Raw genomic sequence first — 22,927 nt, 5'->3', positions numbered from 1 at the left:
CTATTCGATTTATGTTATAATGAAGAAAGTGTGTCTTATATCTTTAGAAAGATCTGCCGCCGGACGCAATCTCCGGCCTGCCGGATCAGAAGGAGTGATTATGTACAGAAAATCCCATGCAGTGCGCACGTTCCTGTGTCTGCTGCTCACATTTGTTTTTATGACTGTCTTTTCAGCACAGCCGCTTCTCGCCGCTTCGGATCAGAAGCCTTCCGTCGCCTGGCCGGAAGCCCCTGCCATCAATTCCGGTGCCGCCTGTCTGATGGATGCCGACACCAACGCCATTCTTTTCGGCGCCAACATGGACGAGCAGCGCTATCCGGCGAGCATCACAAAGGTCATGACTGCATTACTTGTCGCCGAAAACAAACAGCCTGCCGATCAGGTCACGTTTGGAGAACAGGCCGTCAGCGAATCCATTCCGGGAAATGCCCGAATCAACGTTCAGCTTGGAGAAACGATCAGCGTAGAAGATGCGCTTCATGCCATTCTTCTTGCCTCTGCCAACGAAGTCTGTACCCAGCTTGCCATTGATATTGCCGGAAGCGTGGAAGCATTTGCCGACATGATGAATGAGCGTGCTGCCGCACTTGGCTGCACAAATACGCACTTTACCAATCCAAATGGTCTGCCGGATCCGAATCATTATACCACAGCACACGACATGGCCCTGATTATGCAGGAAGCAATTAAAAACGAAACCTTTCTCCGCGTGGAATCCGATCTGTCCTATACGATTCCGCCGACCAATATGACCGCTTCTCCGCGTCCGCTTCAGAATCATCATGTTATGCTGTTTCAGGAGGATCCTACCTATGGCTATCAGGGTGCTTTTGCAGGAAAAACCGGTTATACCGATGAGGCACACAATACCCTGGTTACTGCTGCAAAGAGAAATAACGTTACTTTAATCTGCGTTGTTTTAACGTGCGATAACCTCGATTATATTACCGACACCCGTTCTCTGTTTGATTACGGATTCCAGCATTTTACGCACCATACCTTAAAAGACACCAAAAAGGAGTCGCTTTCCGGAACGATATCGCTTCCAAAAGATGCCAATCTAAAAAGTGCTACCTACACAGACCCGGATGATGCCGCAGAATTGGAAAGCTTCACCCGTCAGTATTTTTACGACGGCCATCCGATCGGAACCGCAGAGGTTTCTTCCAAAAAAGCCTCTTCTTCCGACAGCTCCTCCTCTTCTTCCGAAACAGCTCCAACCGGAATCGTGACACCGGAAGCCAACAGAGATGACGCTTCCTCCACCGGTTCCCTTTCTTCCCCGCTTTATATTCTGCTCGGTCTGAATGCTGCCGCTATTCTGGTTCTGATCTTTGCAGTGATTCAGCGCAGCAGAAAGAAACGGAAACGCAGACGCAGGAAAAACCACAGAAAATAAAAATTTTTGACTTTGAAAAATCCCGGACTCTATTGTGAATCCGGGATTTTTCATACCGATATAAGTATTTCAAATTTCTTCCAATTGACGAATTTTCTTTTCCATAATTCCCATTTCCTGTATCAATGTCTTATTCTGAACAGAAAGTTTTGACAATTCCACCGTCAAATTTAATACAATTCCCATCAAGAAGCAAAAGCCTAAAATAAAAAGCATATTCGATGGCAATTCTACACCAACCCATGCTGTTATAAAAGAAAGAATTCCAGGAAAAACATCCACAATCATCAAAAACACTAATGTCATAAACCAGGAAAGTGTATATTTAATTTCCAAGTATCTTTTTCGAATCATGTGCACAACCGCAATCATGAACAGCAACAGAACAACTCCAAATACAATCTGTAATCGAACTTGCATAGTTTCCTCCTCGTTGTATTTTCTTTTTATCTTATTTTTTCTATCAGAATCGCAAGTGTAACTTTAATCATATAATAAATGGATTTCATTGGAGAAATCGATGAAACACCTCCGGCTCTCTCCCGCATGATGACAGGAACTTCCTTCACTTTTTTCTCTTCTTTCAGGATTGTTACAACGCTCTCCGGCTCCGGATAGTCTTTCGGATAGCAGGATGCATATTGCTGGATCACAGAACGATTTACCATGCGCAGACCGGAAGTCGGATCTGTAATCGTTTTTCCTGTCAACAGATGAATCAGCCAGGTAAAATACCGGATTCCCATGCGTCGGAGCCCTGATGACTGAAATCCTTCTTTGGTAATAAAGCGGGATCCGATCACCATATCGGCATTTTCCTTTTCCAGATATGTCAGCATCATTTCCAGGAACTTCGGATCGTGCTGTCCGTCGCCGTCCACCTGCACAGCTGTTTCATAGCCGTTCTTCCAGGCATACCGATATCCGGTCTGTACTGCACCGCCAATTCCAAGATTAACCGGCAGATTGATAACATTGTATTTCTTTTCTCTGCAAATCTTTCCCGTATTGTCTTTCGAGCAGTCGTTGACCACAATATAATCAAATCTCGGCGCATTTGCCTTGATGTCTTCTACCGTTTTTTCAATGCTCTCCTGCTCATTGTAGGCAGGAATAATAATCAGGTTTTTCATTTTTTCTCCAATTCGTTTGATTTTTCACTTGTGGAATAAATTCTGACCAGGATTTTCGCCAGAAATTCCGGCCAGAATTTGCAGAACATCTGATAATCCTCTGCTTTGCGGGCAGAATCCCCGAGAATAATAGATGTTTCGGATCCCGCATGAATCCTGTGGTGCATCAGAATTTCCTTACTGTACACAAACGAACCCTTTTCTCTGGAAAGTTTCTCCCAGGCTTCCCAGTCTTCACAGCTTCGAAAGCCTGCCTGAAATACCGGGAGCTTCAGATTATTTTTTGCATATGTCACAGAGGGACAGCAGATCGGTGCGCCCAACGCTAAAATTCTTCTGCGGACAAAAATGCTGTTCCAGAATGCGGACACCTCCAGCGGCTTCAGCATCAAACGCTTTACTTTCAAAAGTTTATTTTCATCTACCTTTTTTCCTTCACGCAATTCCCCATAATTAGAGAAAAAAATAAGCGGCTGCTTTGCCCGGTTGACCTCACGTAGCATCGTCTCTACATACTGCGGCTCATACGTATCATCCTGATGAGCAATTGTGACAAGGCTTGTCCTGGCACACTCCATACCAAAGTTCCAGTCCTGTGTAATTCCTTTTTCTTTCGTGTTAATGTAAAATGGGATTTCATATTTGTCTGTCAGTGATTGTATCAGCGAATTCGGCGTCGATGTGACAAGAATGATATGAGACTGTATGTTTTGTTTTTTCAGGGACACGATGCACTCCTCAAGAAACGGACTTTCTTTGTAAGCGCAAATAACAAGTGTATGATCTGATCCTTTATACTGCATAAAAACTACCCTCACATTATTTTTTTCATTAACTCTTTGCATACTTTAACGTATTTTTCTGATTTTGTCAAGAATCCCCATATTTCCAAATAGCATAAACAGAGGGAGGTTACCTGTTCCCCTCCCCCTGATTTATGATCTCTCAAATGCAGAACATATGAAAAATCCGCCAGATCGTAACTCCCGAGACCAGCATACCTGCTCCTAACACAAAGCGATTATACTGTCTGTTCGATGCCTTTATTTCAACGAAATTACTGCTGCAAACCAGATACAGCATCCATAGTAATGGTCTGTAGTATCTTCCCTGAACTCCACCTATACTGGTACTTCCCAGCGCAGTAAACGCAACGTACAGTGCCGTCCAGATAAGAACCACTGACATTCCAATGAAAATTAAGATTCCCGTTTTCTGTTTCCAGTTTATCTTCCTGTTCAGTTTTTCTGTATAGTCTGTTGCAATCAGAAAGACCACCAGAATTGGAATAAGATACCGAAACGGTGCCGGCTCCAGATGGCCCAGAAGTCTGTAACATGCTTCTGCAAAAGCATAATCTGCAAAACTGGTCCAAATGTTCTTTAATACAATCCCTGCATATGCAAACGGATGCGTCAAAATCAGACTCATCTGCTGGCCGGAATCCACATTTGCTCCCCCTCTTACGTCTTCCATCGCACTCGGATTTAACATCTGCGGGATAACAAACGATGCCAGTAAAAGCAGGAACACAATACCTGCCACCACCATCATCTGATTTCTCTTTTTCTTATTTTCATATCGTTTTGTCGGAATTAATGTCTGGATCAGAGCTACCGGTGCATAAATCGCTTTCGGCAGACATCCAATGATCAGAAATACATTCGCAAGAAACATCCGTTTCATATTCACATTTTCTTTTTCAACCAGCCATTCCCTCATCATAATTGCAAACGCCAGCGAAATAAAACAGAAAACAACTGTATCATACGTGTAAGTCACAGCCAGAAAAAGCGATGTTGGAGTAAGTGAAATAAAAGTTAGTACTCTTTTTCCCATTGGAATGATCCTGATCGTAAAAAACATAACAAAAACATAAAGCAGCAATTCCGCAAATCTTCCAGCCAGAAAAATACAGTCAAACGGCATTCCCATCGCCCGTGCAATTTTCATTGCCAGTGCCTGCAGTACCAGTCCCGGCGTGTATACTCCACACAGTTTGCCTTTTACTGTTACTGCATGATCACCATCCTGATAATAATAATTCATAAGCCCATTCAGATTCTGCTTTTCCTCATAGGACTGCGGCTGAAAATATGGATAGTTATAAACGGTATCTGCGCGGAACTGAGCTGCTATTTCGCTTGAAACCTGTTCTTCCCCCGGATATAAAGACATCTCATACGCCCGTTTGAAATGTGTTTCTTCATCCCATCCGATTTTATTTGTCGGAATAGAAATCACAAAAACAATTCCAAGAGCTAATGCTATAATAGCAAACCCATACTCTATTTCTTTTCCTATTTTTTTTCTAAAAATAACGAGCAGACAAATTCCCAGAATCAGAATATTACTGCTGAAAACTCTATATTTATTCAGCTCAAACGAATTGCTTACTTCTATATTTCTGATAAAGAATCCGCTTTCAATATTTGACAACGAGATCTGAATCCACTTTGCCTTTTTCCCAACATTCACAACAGATCTGGTCAGCAAAATCGGATTTTTGTCCTCTATTGTTATGGTTTCTTCTTTTCCCATCGAATTATCGTATCCGACCGTAATCTTAGCATCAACTAAATCTTTGCTATCGAAATCATAGATGAACTTTTTAAGATATTCACCATTTAACTCGCATCTTAATACTCCCTCACCACTTTGTAAATAATATCCACCGCCCTCGCTGGCAAAGCCTTCTAATGTTATACTTTCATCTGGAATTACTGTACTTTGTTTTCCCTTTCCAATGGATCTGATATTCGCCCCCAGTTCTATTAATGTACTTCCAAGAACCATACACAGCAGTACAATAATAATTTCCTTTATCAGCCTTCCTTTTTGAACCTTCACCTGTTCATCTGCCTTCCTTTCCTTAATCGTGTAATCGCTTTTTAGCATATCATGCCCATGCAAAGTAGTCAATAATGTTCCATCACAACTTTCCTGTATTTACTTTGCACACCGGATATGTTAAAATGCCAGATGATATCAAAAACAACTTCACAGGAGATTTTCATATGAAAAAATTTCTATTATACCCGAAAAGCGGGACGGAAAAAGCTGCTGTCTTCTGGAATCTGATGGCCAGCGGTCTGAACTCGGTCGTCTCCATTATTCTTTTGCTGTTTGTCACCAGAATCGCCGGCACCGAGGACGCCGGTATTTTTTCGCTCGGATTTTCCACTGCACAAATGATGCTCTGTATCGGAAACTACGGCATGCGCAACTTTCAGTCAACAGACATCAAAGACAAATACGCATTTGGCACTTATCTGGGTTCCCGTATTCTGACAAGCACTGCCATGATGATCATCTCGATTCTGTTTGTCATCGTCAAGGGCTATTATCCGGAAAAGGCACTGATTGTTGTCTTCTTATGCCTTCTGAAGGTAACTGACGCAGTGGATGATTTATACGGAGGCTTCTTCCAGCGGAACGGACGTCTTGATATCAGCGGAAAGCTTCTTTTCCTGCGTGTTTTTGCGTACTGCACCGCTTTTCTTGTCGTTTTGCTGATTTCCGGAAATGTTATGACAGCCATCCTCGCTTCCATTCTGGTCTCGGTGCTGATGCTGGTTTTTCTTCTGCTCCTTACAAAAGATGCCTTTTCTTTTTCCGTCCGCTCCTTTTCCATGGCTTCGATCGGTCGCCTTCTGGTGGAATGCTTCCCGCTCTGCCTCGGCGCTTTTCTGCTGATCTATCTTGGAAATGCACCGAAATATGCGATTGACTCGTACCTGAGCAGTACAATGCAGGCATATTACACCTATCTTTTCATGCCATGCTTTGTCATCAACCTGCTGGTGGGCTTCGTTCTTCAGCCGGTGCTGGTAAAGCTCACGGTTCTCTGGGAACAGAAAAAAAATCAGGCCTTTTTAAAATACTGTTTTCTGATGCATCTTGCCGCACTTGGAATCTCTCTTGTGATCCTTCTTGGTGGCGCAATTCTTGGCTGCCCGGTTCTCTCTCTTGTTTTCGGTGTGAATTTGAATTCGTATTCTGCCGTTCTGGATGTACTTCTGATCGGCGGCGGTTTCTTTGCCCTTGCCGTGATCGACCAGGTAATTCTTACCATCATGCGTCATCAATATGCTATGCTCTGGGGCTTTGGTCTTGCCAGCCTTTTTGCCACTGTACTCTCCCCGGTTCTCGTAAAAAGCATGGGACTGATGGGCACCGCACTTGCCTATACATGTTCGGACGCTATCCTGTTTCTGATTTTTCTTTTGTTCATCCTCTTCTATTACCGGAAAGAAAGATGTTCCTGACAAAGCGTTCCGAAAATGTGAACCTCTCCTGCCAAACAGGCCATCAAAAAAGCACAAACTTCCTCTGCCGGTAAAATTTTTCTGCCGTCAAAAATGGATATGCTCCCTCCCGGGTAACAAGTTTTTATTCTATTACTTGTCTTCCCGGAAGGGAGCATATCAGATCATAAGAGCGACCGCCTCTTTTTATTTTACAATTTCTCCCATCGAGCTTCCCAGCAAAACAGGATCTCCTTCATCTGTAACACCGTAAACATGGATCTGATACTCTCCCGGCCGATAGCCGAAATCTCTCGCCATGCTGTTTACAACATACGTATTATCTGACTCGTGCTCTGCCTCATACCAGATCAGATCGCTCTGGTCTTCTTCCTGCCAGATGGCACACCGCACGGTGTGGACATCATCCGGCACAATATTCTGTACGGTGATGGTATAGTAGCCCTTGTGGTAATCGTATGGCGTTACCTCAATCTCAGCCAGTGGCTGATCCTGCGTTTCTGTCTGTTCTGTCTGTTCTGTTTCCTCTGTCGTATCATCGTTATCCGATGTTTCTTCTTTCTTTACCTGTTTGATGTTCTTCGTCATCTCATCCATAAAGTCAGACTGTTTTTCCAGCTCATCATCTACTACATTTTTGTCATATTTTTCAATCAGCGTAATTTCACTCGAAAACAGATTGGTTCCAAGACCCAAATGGTTTCCCTCGATAGAAACGCCAAGTGCTGCCAGCGTTGTCGGGAACTGATCAAAGGTAGAATATTCCCGGTATTTCGTGGTGTCGGTCGGCTGCACTGGCGCATTGATATACGTCGTAAAGACTTTTCTCTCATACGTATCCGGCACATCCTCGCAGAAATCACTGTCCATCGTCAGATGATCTCCGGAAATTACGATCGTTGTATTCTCATAGAAATCCTGGCTCTGCACCCACTTCACAAACTCTGCCACGCGTCTGCTTGAGCACGCCATGACGTTTGCATACTGATTTTCACCAAATGTGTCGTCACACTCGTCGCACACATAGCCATCCTCAAAATGGGTATCGACCGTCAGCATCGTGAGGTTGAACGGTTCATCGGATGCTGCTTTCTCTTTCAGGGTATCTTTTGCAATATCAAACAGCTTTTTATCCTCAAATCCCCAGAATACACGGTATCCCTCCGGAATCAGCCCGTTTTGTTCGCAGTAATTATAATCCATTACGTCATAATTTCCATGTTCTTCAAAGTACAGCTTTCTTCCGCCGAATGTACCATCGGATCCGATCAGAAGCGTCTGGTCGTATCCGGCATCATCGAGGATATCTCCAAGTGTCGTAAGACCTGGGAAGAATTCTTTCTGCGTATCCATAGAGTTTCCTTCAATCGGAATCTTTAACGGAAGGCCGGAAGTCTGCGCAAACATCGCCCCCACCGTCCAGGTTGCTCCCGTCAGCGGAACCCCTCCGTTTAAGGTTTCCTGATCGCCGGAAAAATTTTCATTTTCGAGGGAAAGCTCTGTCAGCTCCGGAATCGTATTTTCCGGAAAAGCTCCGCCGTATTCCTCCGAGGAATAGGTATTTTCCATCGATTCCAGAAAAATATAGATCAGGTTTCTCTTTTTCTCCGGAAATGTCAGCGAAACCGAATTGGGATCTACGTAATTATCCTCGATGAATCTGGAACTTGTTGTCTGGTTTTTTGCATAGGCTGTGATTCCAAGACGTTCCCACATATATCTAATCGTAACAGCTGCAATGCAGATCATACAGCCCAGGCTGATTCCCAGAACAATGCGCCGTCTGTTTTTGATTTTTATGTAAAGAAAAACCAGAACTGCGGTCAGTACAACCGAAACCAGCAGGCAGGATACGATATAGCTTTTGATGATTCCCGTGTCGGTTCCTTCTACCGGTGACTGCAGGTGAAACATCAGCTCATTCATATTCAGGCTTGTCCACGTCCGAAACATCCACCGAATACTGGATGTGATCAGGATGGCCAGAAATACGATGACATACTGTACTACAATTCCCGTTTTTTTCAGTACCTGAATCGCTTTCTTCGGTTTCTTTTCTTCTTGTGTTTCCATGTTGCCTTATTCTCACGCTTCCTTTCTGTTTTTCTGTTCGATTTACACGTTCTTTTCTACGATAGCACAGATTTCCCCTGCATTGCAATATTTTTTTACATTTTTCTTACATTTTCCAGGCTTTTCTTTAACAAAAAAAAGACAGACCCCGGAAATCATTTCCAAAAGTCTGTCTTTTTTCGTTTCTTCTAATGATATAATGGCAGGAAAACAAAGAAATAAACGGCATATGCGGAGGCAATATAAAGTCCTTCCACGATCCGCACGATCCATTTCCGTATCATTTCTTTCCTGATCAGACATTTCAGCAGTGCATCCATTCCCTTTGTAATCAGATACATAAACGGAAGAATCATCGGCAAAATGTAGCGTCCCTGCGCCTGAAAGTCAGAAGAATAGGCATAAATGGTCAGCAGAATAAACGGAATCACCATTGCGATTGCCATGGAAAGATGGAACATTGCTTCCCGGCTCCACCGTTTTTCTTTTTTCACCACCAGATATGTGATGGTTTCCTCTTCTGTTTCCTCTGTACGAACCACGGTTTCTTCTTTCTTTCTGATCCACAGCATTTTTTTCCAGAGAGGAACAGAGGCCAGGATGCCGATTCCGAATCCAAGAATATAGATCTTGTACCAGATTTTGGCCAGGAATACATTCATATAACCGAAAACACCGATAAAGCTGACCAGTACCGTAACTAGCCAGTTGTATTGCCATTTTCCCGGAATCCACATGTACATATCCCAGATCGTCATGTCCATATTTTTGGGAAGAATCTTGGTATCCTCCGTGAAGCCCGGCGCCGCATACATTGCACCGTATTTTGCGCAGGCGCTCCGTCCGATAAAATCTCCGTCATACAGAATCGCATTCCGGATAAACCACCAGCCGGCCAGCACGGCAACAACGGCTGTCACGACAAGTCCAAGCTGAATCATCCGTTTTACATCCCATTTTTTTCTTCCGCAAAGCAAAATCGTTGCGCCAAAAAACAGGATACTGCACAGAATATAGCCGTAGGCATTAAAGTACGACAGCGCGCAGAGAGAAATCGCTGCTCCCAGCTCCACACAAAGCTTCACGCTCCAGCCGTTTTTGACCACTTTACACCAGCAAAGAACGATCCATGAGGAAGCGCACAGTCCCAGCGCATCCATATTGACGTAGGAGTTAAAGAAAATCGTGCCGGGCAGAAAGCAGATCAGAATCGTGTAAAACCATGCCATTCGTTTCTCGAACAGCATTTTTCCGATCCTGAGGTTCAGCCCTGCGGTGATCGTTCCGAAAATCACATTAACCAGCCGCGCACCGTAAATCGGTGCCATTCCGGAACTTGAAAACAGTATTGCAATTTTTCCAAAGACCGCTCCTGCAATATACGTCGTAATCGGATAAAAAGCATAGGAAAATCCCCAGTTCGGATCTCGTATCTCCGCATCATAGCCTACCGGGAGTTTTCCGTGGCGCATAATGTAATCCACAATCTGATATCGCATGGCTTCATCCGGCGATACATTAAAGGGCTGCACCAGCGCCCACATCAGGATAGTAAGGAAAACCGCCAGAAGGAAAATGGCTTCCAACCGTTTTTCCTGTTTCTTTGTATTTTGTTTCATTCTATTTCTTTCCTTTTCGGGTATTACAGGCGTTTCAGAGAGAAATTCTGCGTCTCCAGAGATAAATTCGGATTGTAATACGGATCTCCGTTTTTCAAAATCTCCGGCCATCTTGTCTCAAAAGTTCGGATTTCTTTATGGAAACGTTCCTGTTTTTCCGGTGTATCCTCAAGACCTCTTGACTTTGATTCATAGTGGTACAGCTCTGCATAAGGATTGTACACAACAAGATATCCCTTCTGCCGTACCTTCATGCAGAAGTCAATATCATTAAATGCTACCGCCAACTCCTCGGTCAGTCCGCCGACCTCTTCAAAGACGCTCCGTTTTACCATCATGCACGCTGCTGTTACCGCGCTGTAATCCTGTGCACAGATAATCCGGTGGCAGTATCCTGTGTTTCCTCTTGGCTGCTGCACAAAACAGTGACCGGCAATTCCACCAAAGCCGATGACAACACCGGCATGCTGGATCGTATCGTCCTCGTAGTACAGTCTCGCACCGACAATTCCGACATCACTGCGGCTGCAGTAGCCGAGCATTTCTTCGATGCAGTCATCGTTGATCATCTCTGTGTCATTATTCAACAGCAGCAGATACGTTCCGTTTGCGTGCCGGACACCGAAATTGTTGATTTTGGAATAATTGAAGTCTCCTTTGTAATAGTATACCTGAACCTTGCTGCACTCTTTCTGCAGTTTTTCATAATAGGCAAAAGTCTTCTCTTCCGTACTGTTGTTCTCCACAATAATAAACTCCAGATTCGGATAACTGGATTTTTTCAAAATCGACTGTACGCAGCGGTCCAGATCATCGATGTGGTCTTTGTTCGGAATGATAATCGAGATCAGCGGCTTTTCATCGAGAATATATTTCGTCCGATACAGGCCGAGAAACTCGCCGTTCTCCACCGTTGCATGGATTCCTTTTCTCTGATAATGCGCCTCAATCGCTCTTCTTCCGGCTTCAAACGCATACTGCTTGCTCTCCGGATTTTCTGCTGTGGAATCCTCGTGGCATCTCCAGTGATATAAAATCTTTGGAATATGACAGATCTTTTCTGCTTCTTCTGTACATCGGAAGATAAAATCATAATCCTGTGCTCCGTCAAATTCGCTGCGAAGCATACCGACCTTTTCCACCAGCTCTCTTTTTGCCACGAAAAGGTGGCAGATATAATTGACTGTGCAGAGCAGATCCTGATTGAAATCCGGTTTGAAATGCGGCTGGAAGAACTTATGTCCATCCATCGACATCTTATCCTCATCGGAATAGATCACCTCCGTCTCCGGTGTCTCATTGATAACGGCGGCACACTCAAAGAGTGCATGCTCTGTCAGCATATCGTCATGATCCATAAAGACAAAGTAATCACCGGCTGCCTGTTTCATCGCTGCATTTGTATTCTCGGAAATCTGCAACGCTTTTTCATTTTCCACCACACGGATACGCGGCTCCTCAGCTGCTATGCGCGCCAGCACTCCTTTTAACGGAGAATCCTTTCCGCTTCCGTCCGAGAGCACCAGCTCCCAGTTCGGATACGTCTGCTGTTTTACCGACTGTACCATCTGCTCCAGATATTTCACCGGGGTCTTGTACAGCGGCACAATGATGCTGAATTTCGGTTCTCTTGCGAATTTTGTCTTTCTCTGGTGTTCCAGTTCCACTTTGTCCGGCAGGTGCTTCGGAAGCCATTTTGCGTAATCGATCGGTGCATGACGCAGGCTCTTAATTTTATGAAGCACCTTTTCCATCAGCTCCTCCGAGCCATGGTTCTGCAGATAACGGCGGCCTGTTTTAACATATTTTTTCACCTTCTCGGCTGCGATCATCTCCGGTCGCTGACCAATCGAATAAACGGCCTGTTTTTGACCGGCACGGAACACAAGATTAATCACATTTTTCCCCTTGATCGGAACCTCCATATAGAAACCACATTTCGGATCTACCTCAGTCTCCGTAATCATCTCCGCAACATCCATTCGCTTGTTCCGCTGGATCTCACAGAAGATTCTCTTCTTCTTTTCATCGTAAACTGCGATTTTGACTGGCTGATCCGATACCACCCAGCCGCGGACTCTGCAGATTTCTTCATCCCGGAGTGTTTTCTGCTCATCGATGTAAAAATACGGGCTGTTCTGACGACGGGCCAGTTCTTTCGCCCCGATCTCAAACCACTTGATCTTCTTGCCGCCGCGTGTTGCATAGATGACCAGTTTTCCGGACGGCTCGATTTTTTTCGGCATGGTAAGGCTTACCGTTACCCTTTTTGTTCCCTCATGCTCATGCGCCACAGCACGTTCAAGTACACTCACATAATCCCACGGCATTACCTCACCGGAGATCTGCTGTTTTTTCAGATATGCTTCCACACGGTAGCCCTCCGGCCACGTTCCCTGTAATAAATAAATCTCCGGACGCAGCAGATCAAACCGTTCTCTTTTTACCTCAAAAATATCCTCGGCCATCAGTGTCCTCCTTCAATCTCATCGATAATATCAAAGTGCTCGTGTTTTCCACGGACTCTGCAGTCATCGTACATCAGGGTCAGGTTCGGGTTATAATAAGGGTCTCCTTTTTCCAGAATATCTGCCCATTTTGTGCGGAATCTCGCAATCTCCCGTTTAAAGCGCTCGTGTTTCTCTTTGCTGTCTTCCATTCCGCGAGATTTTGACTCGTAATGATACATTTCCACCATCGGATTCTCTACCACCAGTTCTCCGTGTGCTCGTACCTTCAGGCAGAGATCTACGTCGTTCAGCGCTACCTGAAACTCCTCATCGAGTCCTCCAATTGCATCGAACGTAGTTTTCTTGATCATCAGGCAGGCAGCCGTCACAGCGCTGATATCCTGGATCGCTTTCAGTCTTCCGGAATGCTCGCTGTCTTTTCTTTCCGTTCTCGTCAGGATATGACCGGCAAAGCCGCCCATACCGATAACAACACCGCAGTGTTGTACCGTGTCGTCCGGGTAATACAATTTTGCGCCGACAATTCCGGTATTCTCTCTCTGGCAATAGCCCAGCATATATTCCATCCACTGCGGTGTGATCACTTCGATATCGTTGTTCATCAGAACATAGTAATCGCCGGTTGCAAACGATGCACCGTAATTATTGATCGCAGAATAGTTGAAGCCCTTCTTCCAGTAAACCACCTGTACATTCGGATAGCGGAGCTGGATCTGGTCATAATAGGCGAAGGTATCCTGTTCGGTACTGTTGTTTTCAATGACAATGATCTCAAAATTCTTCCAGGTTGATTTCTCCTCGATCGATGTAATGCATTTGTCCAGATCCTCAACGTGATCCTTGCTCGGGATCAGGATCGATACCTTCGGATTGTCTTTCACCTTTAACACAGACTCAAACATGATGAAAATACCCGTATAGCGTACCTCGGCATCAATACCGAGACGGGCGTAATGCTCTTCGAGCGCACGCTTTCCGGCATCGATCGCATACTGCTTGCTGTCCGGATTTCCGGCTGTGGAGTTTTCATGGCTTCTCCAGTGATAGAGAATCTTCGGAATATGCGCGATCTTTGTTGTCTTCTCACAGCACCGCAGAATAAAATCGAAATCCTGCGCTCCGTCGAAGTTTTCGCGGAATCCTCCAACCTCGTCGAGAATCGTCTTACGCACCGTGAATATATGGCAGATATAGTTAATCGAACGAAGGAAGTCGAAGTTAAAGTCAGGTTTAAAATTCGGAGAAAAATACATAGTCGTGTCGCTGTTTACCTTATCCTCGTCGGTGTAAATGATATCGGTAGATGAATCCTCGTTCAGGACGGATACCATCTCGTACAGTGCATCGACTGCAACCAGGTCGTCGTGGTCGCACAGCATCACATAGTCACCGGTAGCCATAGCAACCGCCGCATTTGTATTTCCGGCAATTCCATTATTCTCTTCCAGCTTCTGGTAACGGATTCGTTTTTCTTTTCCGTATTTCTGGCGGATAAAGTCACCGACCTCTTTTTTCGTGCTTCCGTCTGCCAGACAGAGTTCCCAGTTTGCATACGTCTGGGATGTGATAGATACCAGCAGTTCGTCCAGATAACGAATCGGCGTATTAAAAAGCGGAATAACGATGCTGATTTTTGGCTCATACACAAATTTTGTTTTACGCTGTTTTTTCAGCTCTTTTGCATTTGGCTGATGCATCTTTAACCACGTTTCGTAGTCATCCTGCTCCACGTCCATCTGATTCTGCACAAATTTTACAAAATAAGAAAATCCTTTTTCACGTATGATCTTCCTATTTTCTTTTCTTCGGGACAGACTTAAGGTCTGCATCATACGGCCTCTCGGAGAATTCTCAAAGTCGTATTTTTTCACGTCAATGGTTGTCTCTTTTACCGTGATTTCATTTTCAAAACAAACGGTAAACATCTGATTTTTAAGATCCTTGCGTGCAACAGCCACTTCAAATCCAAACGCCTTGATATCTGTTAAATTATACGCTTTGCAGACATCTGGTCTTGCCATCTGTTTTATCTCGTACGGCATCGGTTTTCCATGACAATCCTGCACTTTGATCCGGTTTTCCTGCAGATAGTCGATGATCCAGCCGGATACTACCATCTGGCTTCCCCGTCTTCGAATATCATCGATCTTTCGAATCAGAGTACGTTCTCCGACTTCTTTTTTCAGCTCCGCTGTCGTCTTTTCCCATACCGTCTTTTCCTTCTTTCCCTGACGGCAAACGACACGGATATTCTGATGCTGCTCGATCAGCGGATTGAGCTCTGTCATCGTCAGTTCAAATCCGACCTTGCTGTCTTCCTTCGAAAGTGTCTTGCAGATCTGAAATACATCTTCTCTTTTGTGGTTTGAAATTTCCACGGTAGAAATTTCCGTTTCGTCTGCCAAGCAAATCATCTCAATCGTTCCGACATCCTCAGAACCTCTCCATCCGCTTAAGGTCAAAGTACCATTTTTTTCCGGTGTATATCCTTCTGCGTCAACCGATGAATAAATAACTCCCATTAATCTATTAATTCCTTTCGCGTATCGTGCGATACTTTCTGTACAACTTCCAAACCTTTGTCTGTTCCATCTGTTCTATTTTTTCTGTTTTCCGTGCCAGTTCCATCTGAAGTCTGGCAATTTCTTCTGCCTGCCGTGAGAAATTTTCTTCTGCTTCCTGTTTCAATCTGGCCTCTTTCTGCTGCTGTTTTTCTTTCTGTTTTTTCAGCCTTTCTTCCCCATTCGCAAGCAGTTTTCCAGCAAATTCATTAATTTTCACAGAATCTGCCTCTGTCACCACCACACGCAGATGAATCGTCAGCTTTTTCGCCCCTTTTGGAACTTTTCCGAGATAAAACTGCGGATCCGGTGCATTCATCAGATACGCTTCTCCGTCCCCTGTGATTCCATCCGATACCACAATTTCTCCCATCGTTCCCGTATCAAAGGAAAGCTCCTCAATCTGGCAGAGCCCCATTCCGTCGCACGGATCCAGACGAATCTCATCGGTGTGCTCCGGAATTTCGATCGTTCCGTGAAATTCTCCGTTTTCCAGACGATAATAAACGCTTCTCTCCTCCCGGAATCCTTTTTCATCCGAAAAGAAAACCTGCATCCGTTCCTGTCCTCTGCGAATCTGCTCCTTTGTGACCAGATGGTGCACCGGATACGTTCCCGGGCTGATCGCCCCGTACATTTCACGCATCGGAACATGCTCCGAGGTCAGATGGCGCTGAAAATGTTGCTCCATTTCATGAAACACTTCCCGCTCTTCCTTCGTAATGCCAGCCCAGGTATACATTGCTTCCTTGTTAAAGACACTGCGCTTTCCATGTGTCTCCAGATAGTAATGCAGTACACGATATACGAGAAATGCCGTCGGAACCGGAAAGAAAAAGGTCCACTCGTAGTCAATCATCGTCCAGCGGTTCTCATCCATCATCACATTCTGGCAGACCATATCGATATTGGCATTGGAAACAGATGCCATGGTTTCCAGGCCTTTGGCATCCCCGAATACTTCTTTAAAATCCTCTGTCATACAGAAGCTTTCCTGTCCCGGCAGTGCCTGGATCTTTTCGATGTACTGTTTCAGCAGCTTTTCTGCCTCTTCCTTCTTTTTGCGGTTCAGAAGCGCATCGAGATATTCTTCCATGGATTCACCCATCAGGTATTCCAGCCGTACCGACTCGCCGTCTGCTTCCGCCCGGTTGCAGAACAGTCCCACTTTTTCATAGTCCGGTTCCAGTCTGCGGTACTTTTCCATAAGACCTGCCACATGTGCCTTTCCCTCCGGGTACAGCGGCGTTTTTTTCACACTGCGCTTTCCGTCGATGTTCTCTAAAATCTCCGTCCGTACAGCAAACTCCCGGTTTCTTTCATTGGCATATTTGATATAAAGAATTTCTTCTGTCGTATGGTTCATGTTACGCCTCCCCCCATTTCACCCGTACGAAAAAGGAATTGGAGAACTCCGGAAACAGTCCGTTGGAAATCAGCGTGTCTTCCACTCTCGTCTCATCAAACAGTTCCATTCTTGCCCGATCATAATTGTAGGCAGTCACCTTCAGCTCCCCGCACTTTGGCAGATATTCATCGGAATAGATTGTCAGCGGAAACTTATAATCCGGGTATGGATAGTAAAATTTTGTTTCAAACTCACCTGCCCGGTCAATGATTTCCTGCAACTCTTTTTTGGAAAAGGTCCGCACCCCCTGCAGGTTCGGATAATCCTCGATACCGTCAAAAAAGACACCTGTATGATCCTCCGTGCAGCCCGCAAAATATTTCAGTCCCAGCCTGTTTTCAATTGCAATCAGTATCTGTCCGCCCGGCTTCAGATGTCTTTTGATTCTGCGGATCATCTCCACATAAGGATCATCCGTACCAATATATCCTTTTGAATATTCAAACACCCCGATCAGGGTGATATAGTCGTAGCATTCGTCCATATTTTCCTCAATATCCTGGAAGTTTCCCACCAGGATATTGATATTGTCATATGCACGGTTTCTGTAAGCATTGATATAGCTTCTCTTTTTGGAAAGATCTATACAGGTAACGGATCCGGCCTTCTGTGCGATGGCACCCGTGATGGCGCCGCAGCCCGAACCAATCTCCAGAACTCTGTCTGTTTTCCGGAACGGCACCCACTCCAGAATATTCTGGCGGATATGGGAAAAATGATACAGCACCGGCCAGCTTTTTCTTCTGGCAATTTCGGCGTTCAGTTCCGATTCTGTACAGCTTTTTGCAATTTCCAGGAGTTCGTCTTCAATGGGTCCGTCGCTGTAAATGTCCTCTCCCGGGTAATAGGTGTAATCCAGTTCAATGTTACCGATTCTCTCCTGCATAAGTACCCTCTCACTCTTCTATCGTTACTTTCGAATTCATATCAAAAAATCCAACTGTATTCTTTGTGGAAACTACGGTCAGACTGCATGCATCGTACAGCCTGTGGTATACGTGAAAATCCGCATCCCGGTATCCGGTACAGCCAAAGGACAGCAGATATTCGCCTCCCTGCAGGTTCAGTTCCTGTTCAAAGGTAACTGTAATCACATCACCTGGTTTTTTCGGTTTGATGTCACTTTGCTCATACATGGTATTTGTACCGGTGATTTCTGTTCCCCGGGCATCCTTGATGGTGTACGCGCAGATCGGTTCCTGTACCTCCGCATGGAATTTCACCTGCATGGCGATCCGGAAACGCGTTCCTTTTTCCAGTGTATTGGTGCACAATCCTTTTTCATCATAAATCGCAACACCGGTAATTTCTGCCCGTTTTTCTCCGTACTCCAGTACATTCGGATTCATCCGGAATCCACTTCCGGCCTCTAAGGCGAGTCCCGCAACTTCCTGTTCTTTCTGCTCTTCGGCTGCTTTTTTTGCTGCCTCCTGCTCCTCCGGTGTTGTCGCGGCTGCTTCTTCCTTCTGCTTTTTCTCCTCCTCCGGGTTTTCCTCCTGATGGACGAGGAAGCGTTTATACAAATCAACAATGTATTTTGGCTCGCCCTCATCGACCATGGTACCCTGATTCAGCAGAATTACTTTATCGGAATATTTGCTGATACTGCTTAAATCATGACTTACCATCAGCAGTGTTTTTCCCATTTCACGAAACTCTTCAAATTTACGAAAGCATTTTGCCTGGAAGAAAACGTCTCCGACAGAAAGAGCCTCATCGACAATGAGAATTTCCGGCTCGATATTGATGGCAACGGCAAAAGCCAGACGGACGAACATACCGCTGGAATACGTCTTTACCGGCTGATTCACGAATTCACCGATATCTGCAAAGCGCAGGATATCATCCATTCTGGCATCGATTTCCTCTCTGGAAAATCCATTCATGGTTCCATTCAGATAAACATTCTCAATTCCGGAGTACTCTCCATTGAAACCGGCTCCCAATTCCAGCAGTGCGGAAATTCTTCCGTTTACATTCACCTGGCCTTCTGTCGGATTCAGAACACCGGTAATAATTTTCAGCATCGTGGATTTTCCAGAACCATTCGTACCGATAATGCCGATGGATTCTCCACGTCTTACATGGAAGCTGACATCCCGCAGTGCATAATGTTCGCGATACAGCTTCTTTTTGGTCAGTCCCATCGCTTCTTTGAAGCGGTCAGACGGTTTATCATACAGCTTATACAGCTTGCTTACATGATCCACGGTAATTGCGTTATCGTTCATTCTTTTTTTGTACCTCTTATTTCTTTTTTCCCAAAATGTGCGAGAAATTCAAAAACTTCCGGCACGCTTTTCCTGTTTTCTTTAAAGGACATCTGCAAAATGTACTTTCAGACGTTTGAAGATAATGGTGCCGATTCCGAACAGTGCAAGAGTGACGATCCAGAAATAGATTGTCAGATCGAAATGCTCAAAAAACCACACCTTGTTGATCAGACTGTCACGGTAACCCTGTACAATATAATAGAACGGATTCAGCTTCAGCAGTTTTAACAAATAGGACGGCATACTTACCTGGTCAATATTCCACATAATCGGGGTAACCCAGACACCGACCTGCAGGACAATACTGATGATCTGCGACAGGTCGCGGAAGAAAATGACAATCGCGCATGTCGCATAACAGATTCCCAGTGAGAATACAAATACGCAGAATGAATAATACAAAAGCTGCAGGAAGTAGAGATCCGGGAAGTATCCATAGCAGCTGTACAGGAAAATCATGAAAGCCACAAAAAATAAATGGACAAACAGTGCCGAAATCTCTTTTACCATCGGCAGAATACTGATTTTAAATACAACCTTCTTTACCAGATAGCTGTATTCCAGCAGTGCATTCGTGCCTGCATTCAGTACATCCGAGAAGAAAAACCACGGAACCAGACCTGCAATCATCCAGAGAACGAACGGAAAACCATTTGCTCCCGGGCTTTTTAATCCCACCTGGAATACAAACCAGTAAACCAGAACGGTGACGATCGGCTGAATAAACGCCCATACAATACCAAGGTAAGAGCCTGCATATTTTGTCTTAAAATCATTTTTGGCAAGCGCAAAGATCAGGTTTCTGTTCTGAAAGAGCTCAAGCGGAAGCGCCAGCACCTTCTCTCTGTGCCGGAACAGAACAAGGCATGCCCCATCCAGAAGAATGACTGCTGTCAGGATTTTGATCCAATTCATTTTTGCCGCATGCGCAGCATAGCTGTCATGAATCACACTCTGATCGAGATCCATATCGAGATAAGGGTCCGTGTTTTCGGTTTTCATCACCAGACACTCATTCCCGTTCGCATCCTTCTCGATTTTCATGGAAACCATATCATGGTTTTCTGTCTGTATCAGAGTTTCCAGCGGGATCTCCATCTCGGTACTGCGGTATTTCAGCTTCACATCGCGGATCACAAAGGTTCCCGGCTGCACGCCGAAATCCATACGGAGCTTTTTCGCTGAGCTGTCGATGGTAAAGGAAACCTCTCTTTCTTCATCCATCGTACCGATCGGATACTGGTTCACGTACGTGTAATCGTCCGTCATTTCCTCGTTGTAATACTCGTTCGGGCTGAAATATATCTTAATCTGATCGGTAAGATCCGACTGAACCTTCATCTGAAGTTCCACCGGTCCATCCTTCGGAGCTTTGTGCGTCAGTATTACTACATTCAGCAGCACAACCAGAATGGCACACACTGCCAGCAGTATTGTTTTTTTCTTCGACATTCGTCATTTCTCCTGTTTTACTTCTTTAACTCTTTGATTCCGCCCCACTTCTGATCCTTCTCTGAGATGGTCAGATCTTCTACGGTCATTCCTTCCGGCATCGGCCATTCTACGCCAATCTCCGGGTCGTTCCATGCAAGACCGCCCTCGTCGTTTGGATGATAGAAATCGGTGCATTTGTAAGCAAACTCTGCGGAATTGGACAGTACGATAAAGCCGTGCGCAAAGTTTTTCGGAATAAAGAACTGTTTTTTATTCTCAGCAGAAAGCAGAACTCCAAACCATTTTCCGTATGTCTCGGAACCCGGACGAAGGTCTACGGCTACGTCGAACACTTCGCCGCTTACTACGCGAACCAGTTTATCCTGCGGATAGTTGATCTGGAAATGAAGTCCTCTTAAAACACCTTTTTTGGAACTGGACTGGTTGTCCTGTACAAACTCCTGATCAATTCCTGCTGCTTTATAGTCATTGTAATTGTAGGTTTCCATAAAATAACCGCGCTCATCCCCGAATACGGTTGGAGTAATTACTTTTAATCCTTCAATTTCACATGTTTCTACGTTAATTTTTCCCATTTTTTGTTCCTCTCTTTCTTTTTTTTCAAACTCTTCTTATGAACTTTTTGGGGTTTCTGTTTTTATTCTAAAGGATGACCTTATGTCATAGTCAAGAACATTCTATGATTATAGCACATTCTTTTCCATGGTACAATCCAAATTTCCTTATGGCAATGTGTATACCAGCACGCCTAAAATAATAATCAGATTTCCGATCAGTTTTCCTTTTGATACTTTTTCTTTTAAAATGCCGAACGACAGCAGCAGTACGAACACGTATGTGAAGGTGTCCAGAACCGGACCGTATTTCAGATCCACCTGTGTGTAAGCGTATGTATTTAAAAGAAGTACACTGCCGAAAATCACATACGCTGTAATAACGCGCCAGTTCAGATACTCGCGAAGTGCAGATGCATGCTCCTCGTTGGCGCTCTGTTTCAGCAGAATCTGTGATACTGCTGAAAACATTGTACAGATCAGCATTAAAATCATATATTTATTCATATCGCTGCACCACCATAACTCCCACCAGCACAATCAGAAGGCCGATGATATTTTTTACCGTCAGATTTTCATGGAAAATGATCACGGCCCAGATCTGGGACCAGATCAGATAGACGCTGCGGTTTGCATATGCGGTTGACAAAGAGAATTTTTTGATTACCTTCTGCCATGCAATAGCGTAAATGCCACAGTTTGCAACCATCAGAAATAAAAATACATATAATAGAGGATTTTTGATTCCTCCCCGGTTCAGCTGAACCGACGCTGCTTTCGAGAACACACTCGTCAGAGAAAACAGCAGGATATTCAGGTGCAGCTGAATATAATCTTTTGCCTTATTCAAAAACAAGTCCTCCTTCTTACTTTTCTTCCACGCGGAAAATGATATGCCCTTCTACTTCTCTTACCGGGATGCACCCCGCTGTTTCCACATAGGATACTGCCGCTGAACTGCTCGAAAGTACAATATACTCTGCATTCATTTCCCTAAGACTTCTGTAAAATTCTTTCTGATCCAGCGACAGATCCATCTGTGTGATAATCTGAAGGATCTTTGTTTCGTCTTCAATTTCCTGCTCGGTCAGTGCATCGGTTGATACCGTATTGGAGCCCTGATAGGTCAGAACCATATCGCGGTCCAGAACCAGTTCAAACGAAGCATCATACTGCCGCACGATCAGGTTGAAATCCGGTTCAAAGACAACTCTTACGGTTCCCTCTCCCGCTTCTTCGTGCAGCACCGTACAGACGGCCAGAAGATCATCTGGCATCTTGTACTGGTTATCCGGCAGCTTCGGCAGTCCGCCAGCCAGTACGGAATTTCCGCCAAAACAGATGACCGCTGCCAGCGCAGCCGCGGTCAGATACCGTCTCCAGCCTTTTTTCTGCCCGCCCACAACTTTCGTGCAGGCATATCCGATGGTCAGTACCATCGGCAGAATCCAGAAAAACCGGTAATAGACATTGACCATTCCAAGTTTTCCCAGGATATATTTCACCGCAAATGGATTGTATACCGTAAAGGCCAGAAAAACAGCGGTTGTTACGAACACATACCGCTCTTCCTTTTTTCCTTTTAAAGCGAGATACAGCACCGACAGCAGAAACAGCGTCAGTACGGTTGTGTTTCCTCCAAACGTCACAAAGACCTGTCTCACAAAATCGAGGCCGCTCTCATTCAGATTTATTCCGCCCACATTTTCT

18 protein-coding genes are annotated in these 22,927 nt (G+C 44.8%); 2 read left to right on the top strand and 16 right to left on the bottom strand.

The annotated features are described in order from the left end of the window. Positions 1 to 100: 100 nt before the first annotated feature. Positions 101 to 1,402: a D-alanyl-D-alanine carboxypeptidase family protein gene (locus DW743_RS05810; RefSeq protein ID WP_158568542.1), complete on the top strand. Its 1,302-nt coding sequence runs from the start codon at positions 101 to 103 to the stop codon at positions 1,400 to 1,402. Positions 1,403 to 1,471: 69 nt separating this feature from the next. Here DW743_RS05810 and DW743_RS05805 read toward each other — a convergent pair whose 3' ends face one another. The 4 genes from DW743_RS05805 to DW743_RS05790 form a co-directional block, all read right to left on the bottom strand. After that, positions 1,472 to 1,822 carry a DUF2304 domain-containing protein gene (locus DW743_RS05805; protein WP_117760852.1) on the bottom strand — a complete coding sequence of 117 codons (351 nt, stop codon included), beginning with the start codon at positions 1,820 to 1,822 and terminating at the stop codon, positions 1,472 to 1,474. Positions 1,823 to 1,848: 26 nt separating this feature from the next. Then, positions 1,849 to 2,535, bottom strand: coding sequence for a glycosyltransferase family 2 protein (locus tag DW743_RS05800; RefSeq protein ID WP_117760850.1), 687 nt, complete (start codon positions 2,533 to 2,535; stop codon positions 1,849 to 1,851). Next, on the bottom strand, positions 2,532 to 3,338 hold the full coding sequence (locus tag DW743_RS05795; RefSeq protein ID WP_117760848.1) for a glycosyltransferase family 2 protein: 807 nt from the start codon (positions 3,336 to 3,338) through the stop codon (positions 2,532 to 2,534). Before DW743_RS05795 ends, DW743_RS05800 begins: the two co-directional genes overlap by 4 nt. Positions 3,339 to 3,480: 142 nt before the next feature. After that, positions 3,481 to 5,433 (bottom strand): DUF2142 domain-containing protein, encoded by a 1,953-nt coding sequence (locus DW743_RS05790; protein WP_147345091.1) that lies wholly within the window; start codon positions 5,431 to 5,433, stop codon positions 3,481 to 3,483. A gap of 119 nt (positions 5,434 to 5,552) precedes the next feature. On the opposite strand from DW743_RS05790, the gene DW743_RS05785 reads away from it, so the two are divergent. Continuing rightward, positions 5,553 to 6,803 (top strand): lipopolysaccharide biosynthesis protein, encoded by a 1,251-nt coding sequence (locus DW743_RS05785; protein ID WP_158568541.1) that lies wholly within the window; start codon positions 5,553 to 5,555, stop codon positions 6,801 to 6,803. Positions 6,804 to 6,989: 186 nt separating this feature from the next. Here the strand turns inward: DW743_RS05785 and DW743_RS05780 are convergent, their stop codons facing one another. From DW743_RS05780 to DW743_RS05720, 12 genes are all read right to left on the bottom strand, one after another. After that, a complete protein-coding gene (locus DW743_RS05780) occupies positions 6,990 to 8,876 on the bottom strand; it encodes a GBS Bsp-like repeat-containing protein (protein WP_117760842.1) in 1,887 nt (628 codons plus the stop codon). Positions 8,877 to 9,064: 188 nt separating this feature from the next. Continuing rightward, positions 9,065 to 10,495, bottom strand: a complete 1,431-nt coding sequence (locus DW743_RS05770; RefSeq protein WP_158568540.1) for a glycosyltransferase family 39 protein — start codon at positions 10,493 to 10,495, stop codon at positions 9,065 to 9,067. Positions 10,496 to 10,518: 23 nt separating this feature from the next. Next, positions 10,519 to 12,963, bottom strand: coding sequence for a glycosyltransferase family 2 protein (locus DW743_RS05765; RefSeq protein WP_117760838.1), 2,445 nt, complete (start codon positions 12,961 to 12,963; stop codon positions 10,519 to 10,521). After that, a complete protein-coding gene (locus tag DW743_RS05760; protein WP_117760836.1) occupies positions 12,963 to 15,488 on the bottom strand; it encodes a glycosyltransferase family 2 protein in 2,526 nt (841 codons plus the stop codon). The genes DW743_RS05765 and DW743_RS05760 overlap by 1 nt, the downstream gene beginning before the upstream one ends. A gap of 7 nt (positions 15,489 to 15,495) precedes the next feature. Continuing rightward, complete coding sequence (locus tag DW743_RS05755; protein WP_117760834.1) at positions 15,496 to 16,893, bottom strand: hypothetical protein; 1,398 nt, start codon at positions 16,891 to 16,893, stop codon at positions 15,496 to 15,498. Position 16,894: 1 nt separating this feature from the next. Beyond that, complete coding sequence (locus DW743_RS05750) at positions 16,895 to 17,821, bottom strand: class I SAM-dependent methyltransferase (protein WP_117760832.1); 927 nt, start codon at positions 17,819 to 17,821, stop codon at positions 16,895 to 16,897. 10 nt (positions 17,822 to 17,831) lie between these two features. After that, positions 17,832 to 19,166 (bottom strand): ABC transporter ATP-binding protein, encoded by a 1,335-nt coding sequence (locus tag DW743_RS05745; protein ID WP_117760830.1) that lies wholly within the window; start codon positions 19,164 to 19,166, stop codon positions 17,832 to 17,834. 81 nt (positions 19,167 to 19,247) lie between these two features. Further along, complete coding sequence (locus DW743_RS18375) at positions 19,248 to 20,660, bottom strand: ABC transporter permease (protein ID WP_243004548.1); 1,413 nt, start codon at positions 20,658 to 20,660, stop codon at positions 19,248 to 19,250. Between the two features lie 17 nt (positions 20,661 to 20,677). Continuing rightward, positions 20,678 to 21,238: a dTDP-4-dehydrorhamnose 3,5-epimerase gene (gene rfbC / locus DW743_RS05735; RefSeq protein WP_117760828.1), complete on the bottom strand. Its 561-nt coding sequence runs from the start codon at positions 21,236 to 21,238 to the stop codon at positions 20,678 to 20,680. A 147-nt stretch (positions 21,239 to 21,385) separates the two neighbouring features. Further along, positions 21,386 to 21,724 (bottom strand): EamA family transporter, encoded by a 339-nt coding sequence (locus DW743_RS05730; RefSeq protein WP_117760826.1) that lies wholly within the window; start codon positions 21,722 to 21,724, stop codon positions 21,386 to 21,388. Further along, positions 21,717 to 22,067: an EamA family transporter gene (locus tag DW743_RS05725; RefSeq protein ID WP_022462984.1), complete on the bottom strand. Its 351-nt coding sequence runs from the start codon at positions 22,065 to 22,067 to the stop codon at positions 21,717 to 21,719. Before DW743_RS05725 ends, DW743_RS05730 begins: the two co-directional genes overlap by 8 nt. 16 nt (positions 22,068 to 22,083) lie before the next feature. Then, complete coding sequence (locus DW743_RS05720; RefSeq protein WP_055227571.1) at positions 22,084 to 22,920, bottom strand: hypothetical protein; 837 nt, start codon at positions 22,918 to 22,920, stop codon at positions 22,084 to 22,086. Positions 22,921 to 22,927 lie beyond the last annotated feature (7 nt).

This window comes from Blautia sp. AM28-27, from assembly GCF_003480905.1.
Taxonomy (GTDB): domain Bacteria; phylum Bacillota; class Clostridia; order Lachnospirales; family Lachnospiraceae; genus Fusicatenibacter; species Fusicatenibacter saccharivorans.
This window is presented reverse-complemented; position numbering and strand designations above follow the sequence as displayed.

Coding starts and splice junctions, on each gene's coding strand:
- rfbC (WP_117760828.1), bottom strand. CDS start 21,238: ATGGGAAAAATTAACGTAGAAACATGTGAAATTGAAGGATTAAAAGTA.
- DW743_RS05800 (WP_117760850.1), bottom strand. CDS start 2,535: ATGAAAAACCTGATTATTATTCCTGCCTACAATGAGCAGGAGAGCATT.
- DW743_RS05805 (WP_117760852.1), bottom strand. CDS start 1,822: ATGCAAGTTCGATTACAGATTGTATTTGGAGTTGTTCTGTTGCTGTTC.
- DW743_RS05760 (WP_117760836.1), bottom strand. CDS start 15,488: ATGGGAGTTATTTATTCATCGGTTGACGCAGAAGGATATACACCGGAA.
- DW743_RS05750 (WP_117760832.1), bottom strand. CDS start 17,821: ATGCAGGAGAGAATCGGTAACATTGAACTGGATTACACCTATTACCCG.
- DW743_RS05795 (WP_117760848.1), bottom strand. CDS start 3,338: ATGCAGTATAAAGGATCAGATCATACACTTGTTATTTGCGCTTACAAA.
- DW743_RS05770 (WP_158568540.1), bottom strand. CDS start 10,495: ATGAAACAAAATACAAAGAAACAGGAAAAACGGTTGGAAGCCATTTTC.
- DW743_RS05730 (WP_117760826.1), bottom strand. CDS start 21,724: ATGAATAAATATATGATTTTAATGCTGATCTGTACAATGTTTTCAGCA.
- DW743_RS05810 (WP_158568542.1), top strand. CDS start 101: ATGTACAGAAAATCCCATGCAGTGCGCACGTTCCTGTGTCTGCTGCTC.
- DW743_RS05745 (WP_117760830.1), bottom strand. CDS start 19,166: ATGAACGATAACGCAATTACCGTGGATCATGTAAGCAAGCTGTATAAG.
- DW743_RS05765 (WP_117760838.1), bottom strand. CDS start 12,963: ATGGCCGAGGATATTTTTGAGGTAAAAAGAGAACGGTTTGATCTGCTG.
- DW743_RS05790 (WP_147345091.1), bottom strand. CDS start 5,433: ATGCTAAAAAGCGATTACACGATTAAGGAAAGGAAGGCAGATGAACAG.
- DW743_RS05755 (WP_117760834.1), bottom strand. CDS start 16,893: ATGAACCATACGACAGAAGAAATTCTTTATATCAAATATGCCAATGAA.
- DW743_RS05785 (WP_158568541.1), top strand. CDS start 5,553: ATGAAAAAATTTCTATTATACCCGAAAAGCGGGACGGAAAAAGCTGCT.
- DW743_RS05780 (WP_117760842.1), bottom strand. CDS start 8,876: ATGGAAACACAAGAAGAAAAGAAACCGAAGAAAGCGATTCAGGTACTG.
- DW743_RS18375 (WP_243004548.1), bottom strand. CDS start 20,660: ATGTCGAAGAAAAAAACAATACTGCTGGCAGTGTGTGCCATTCTGGTT.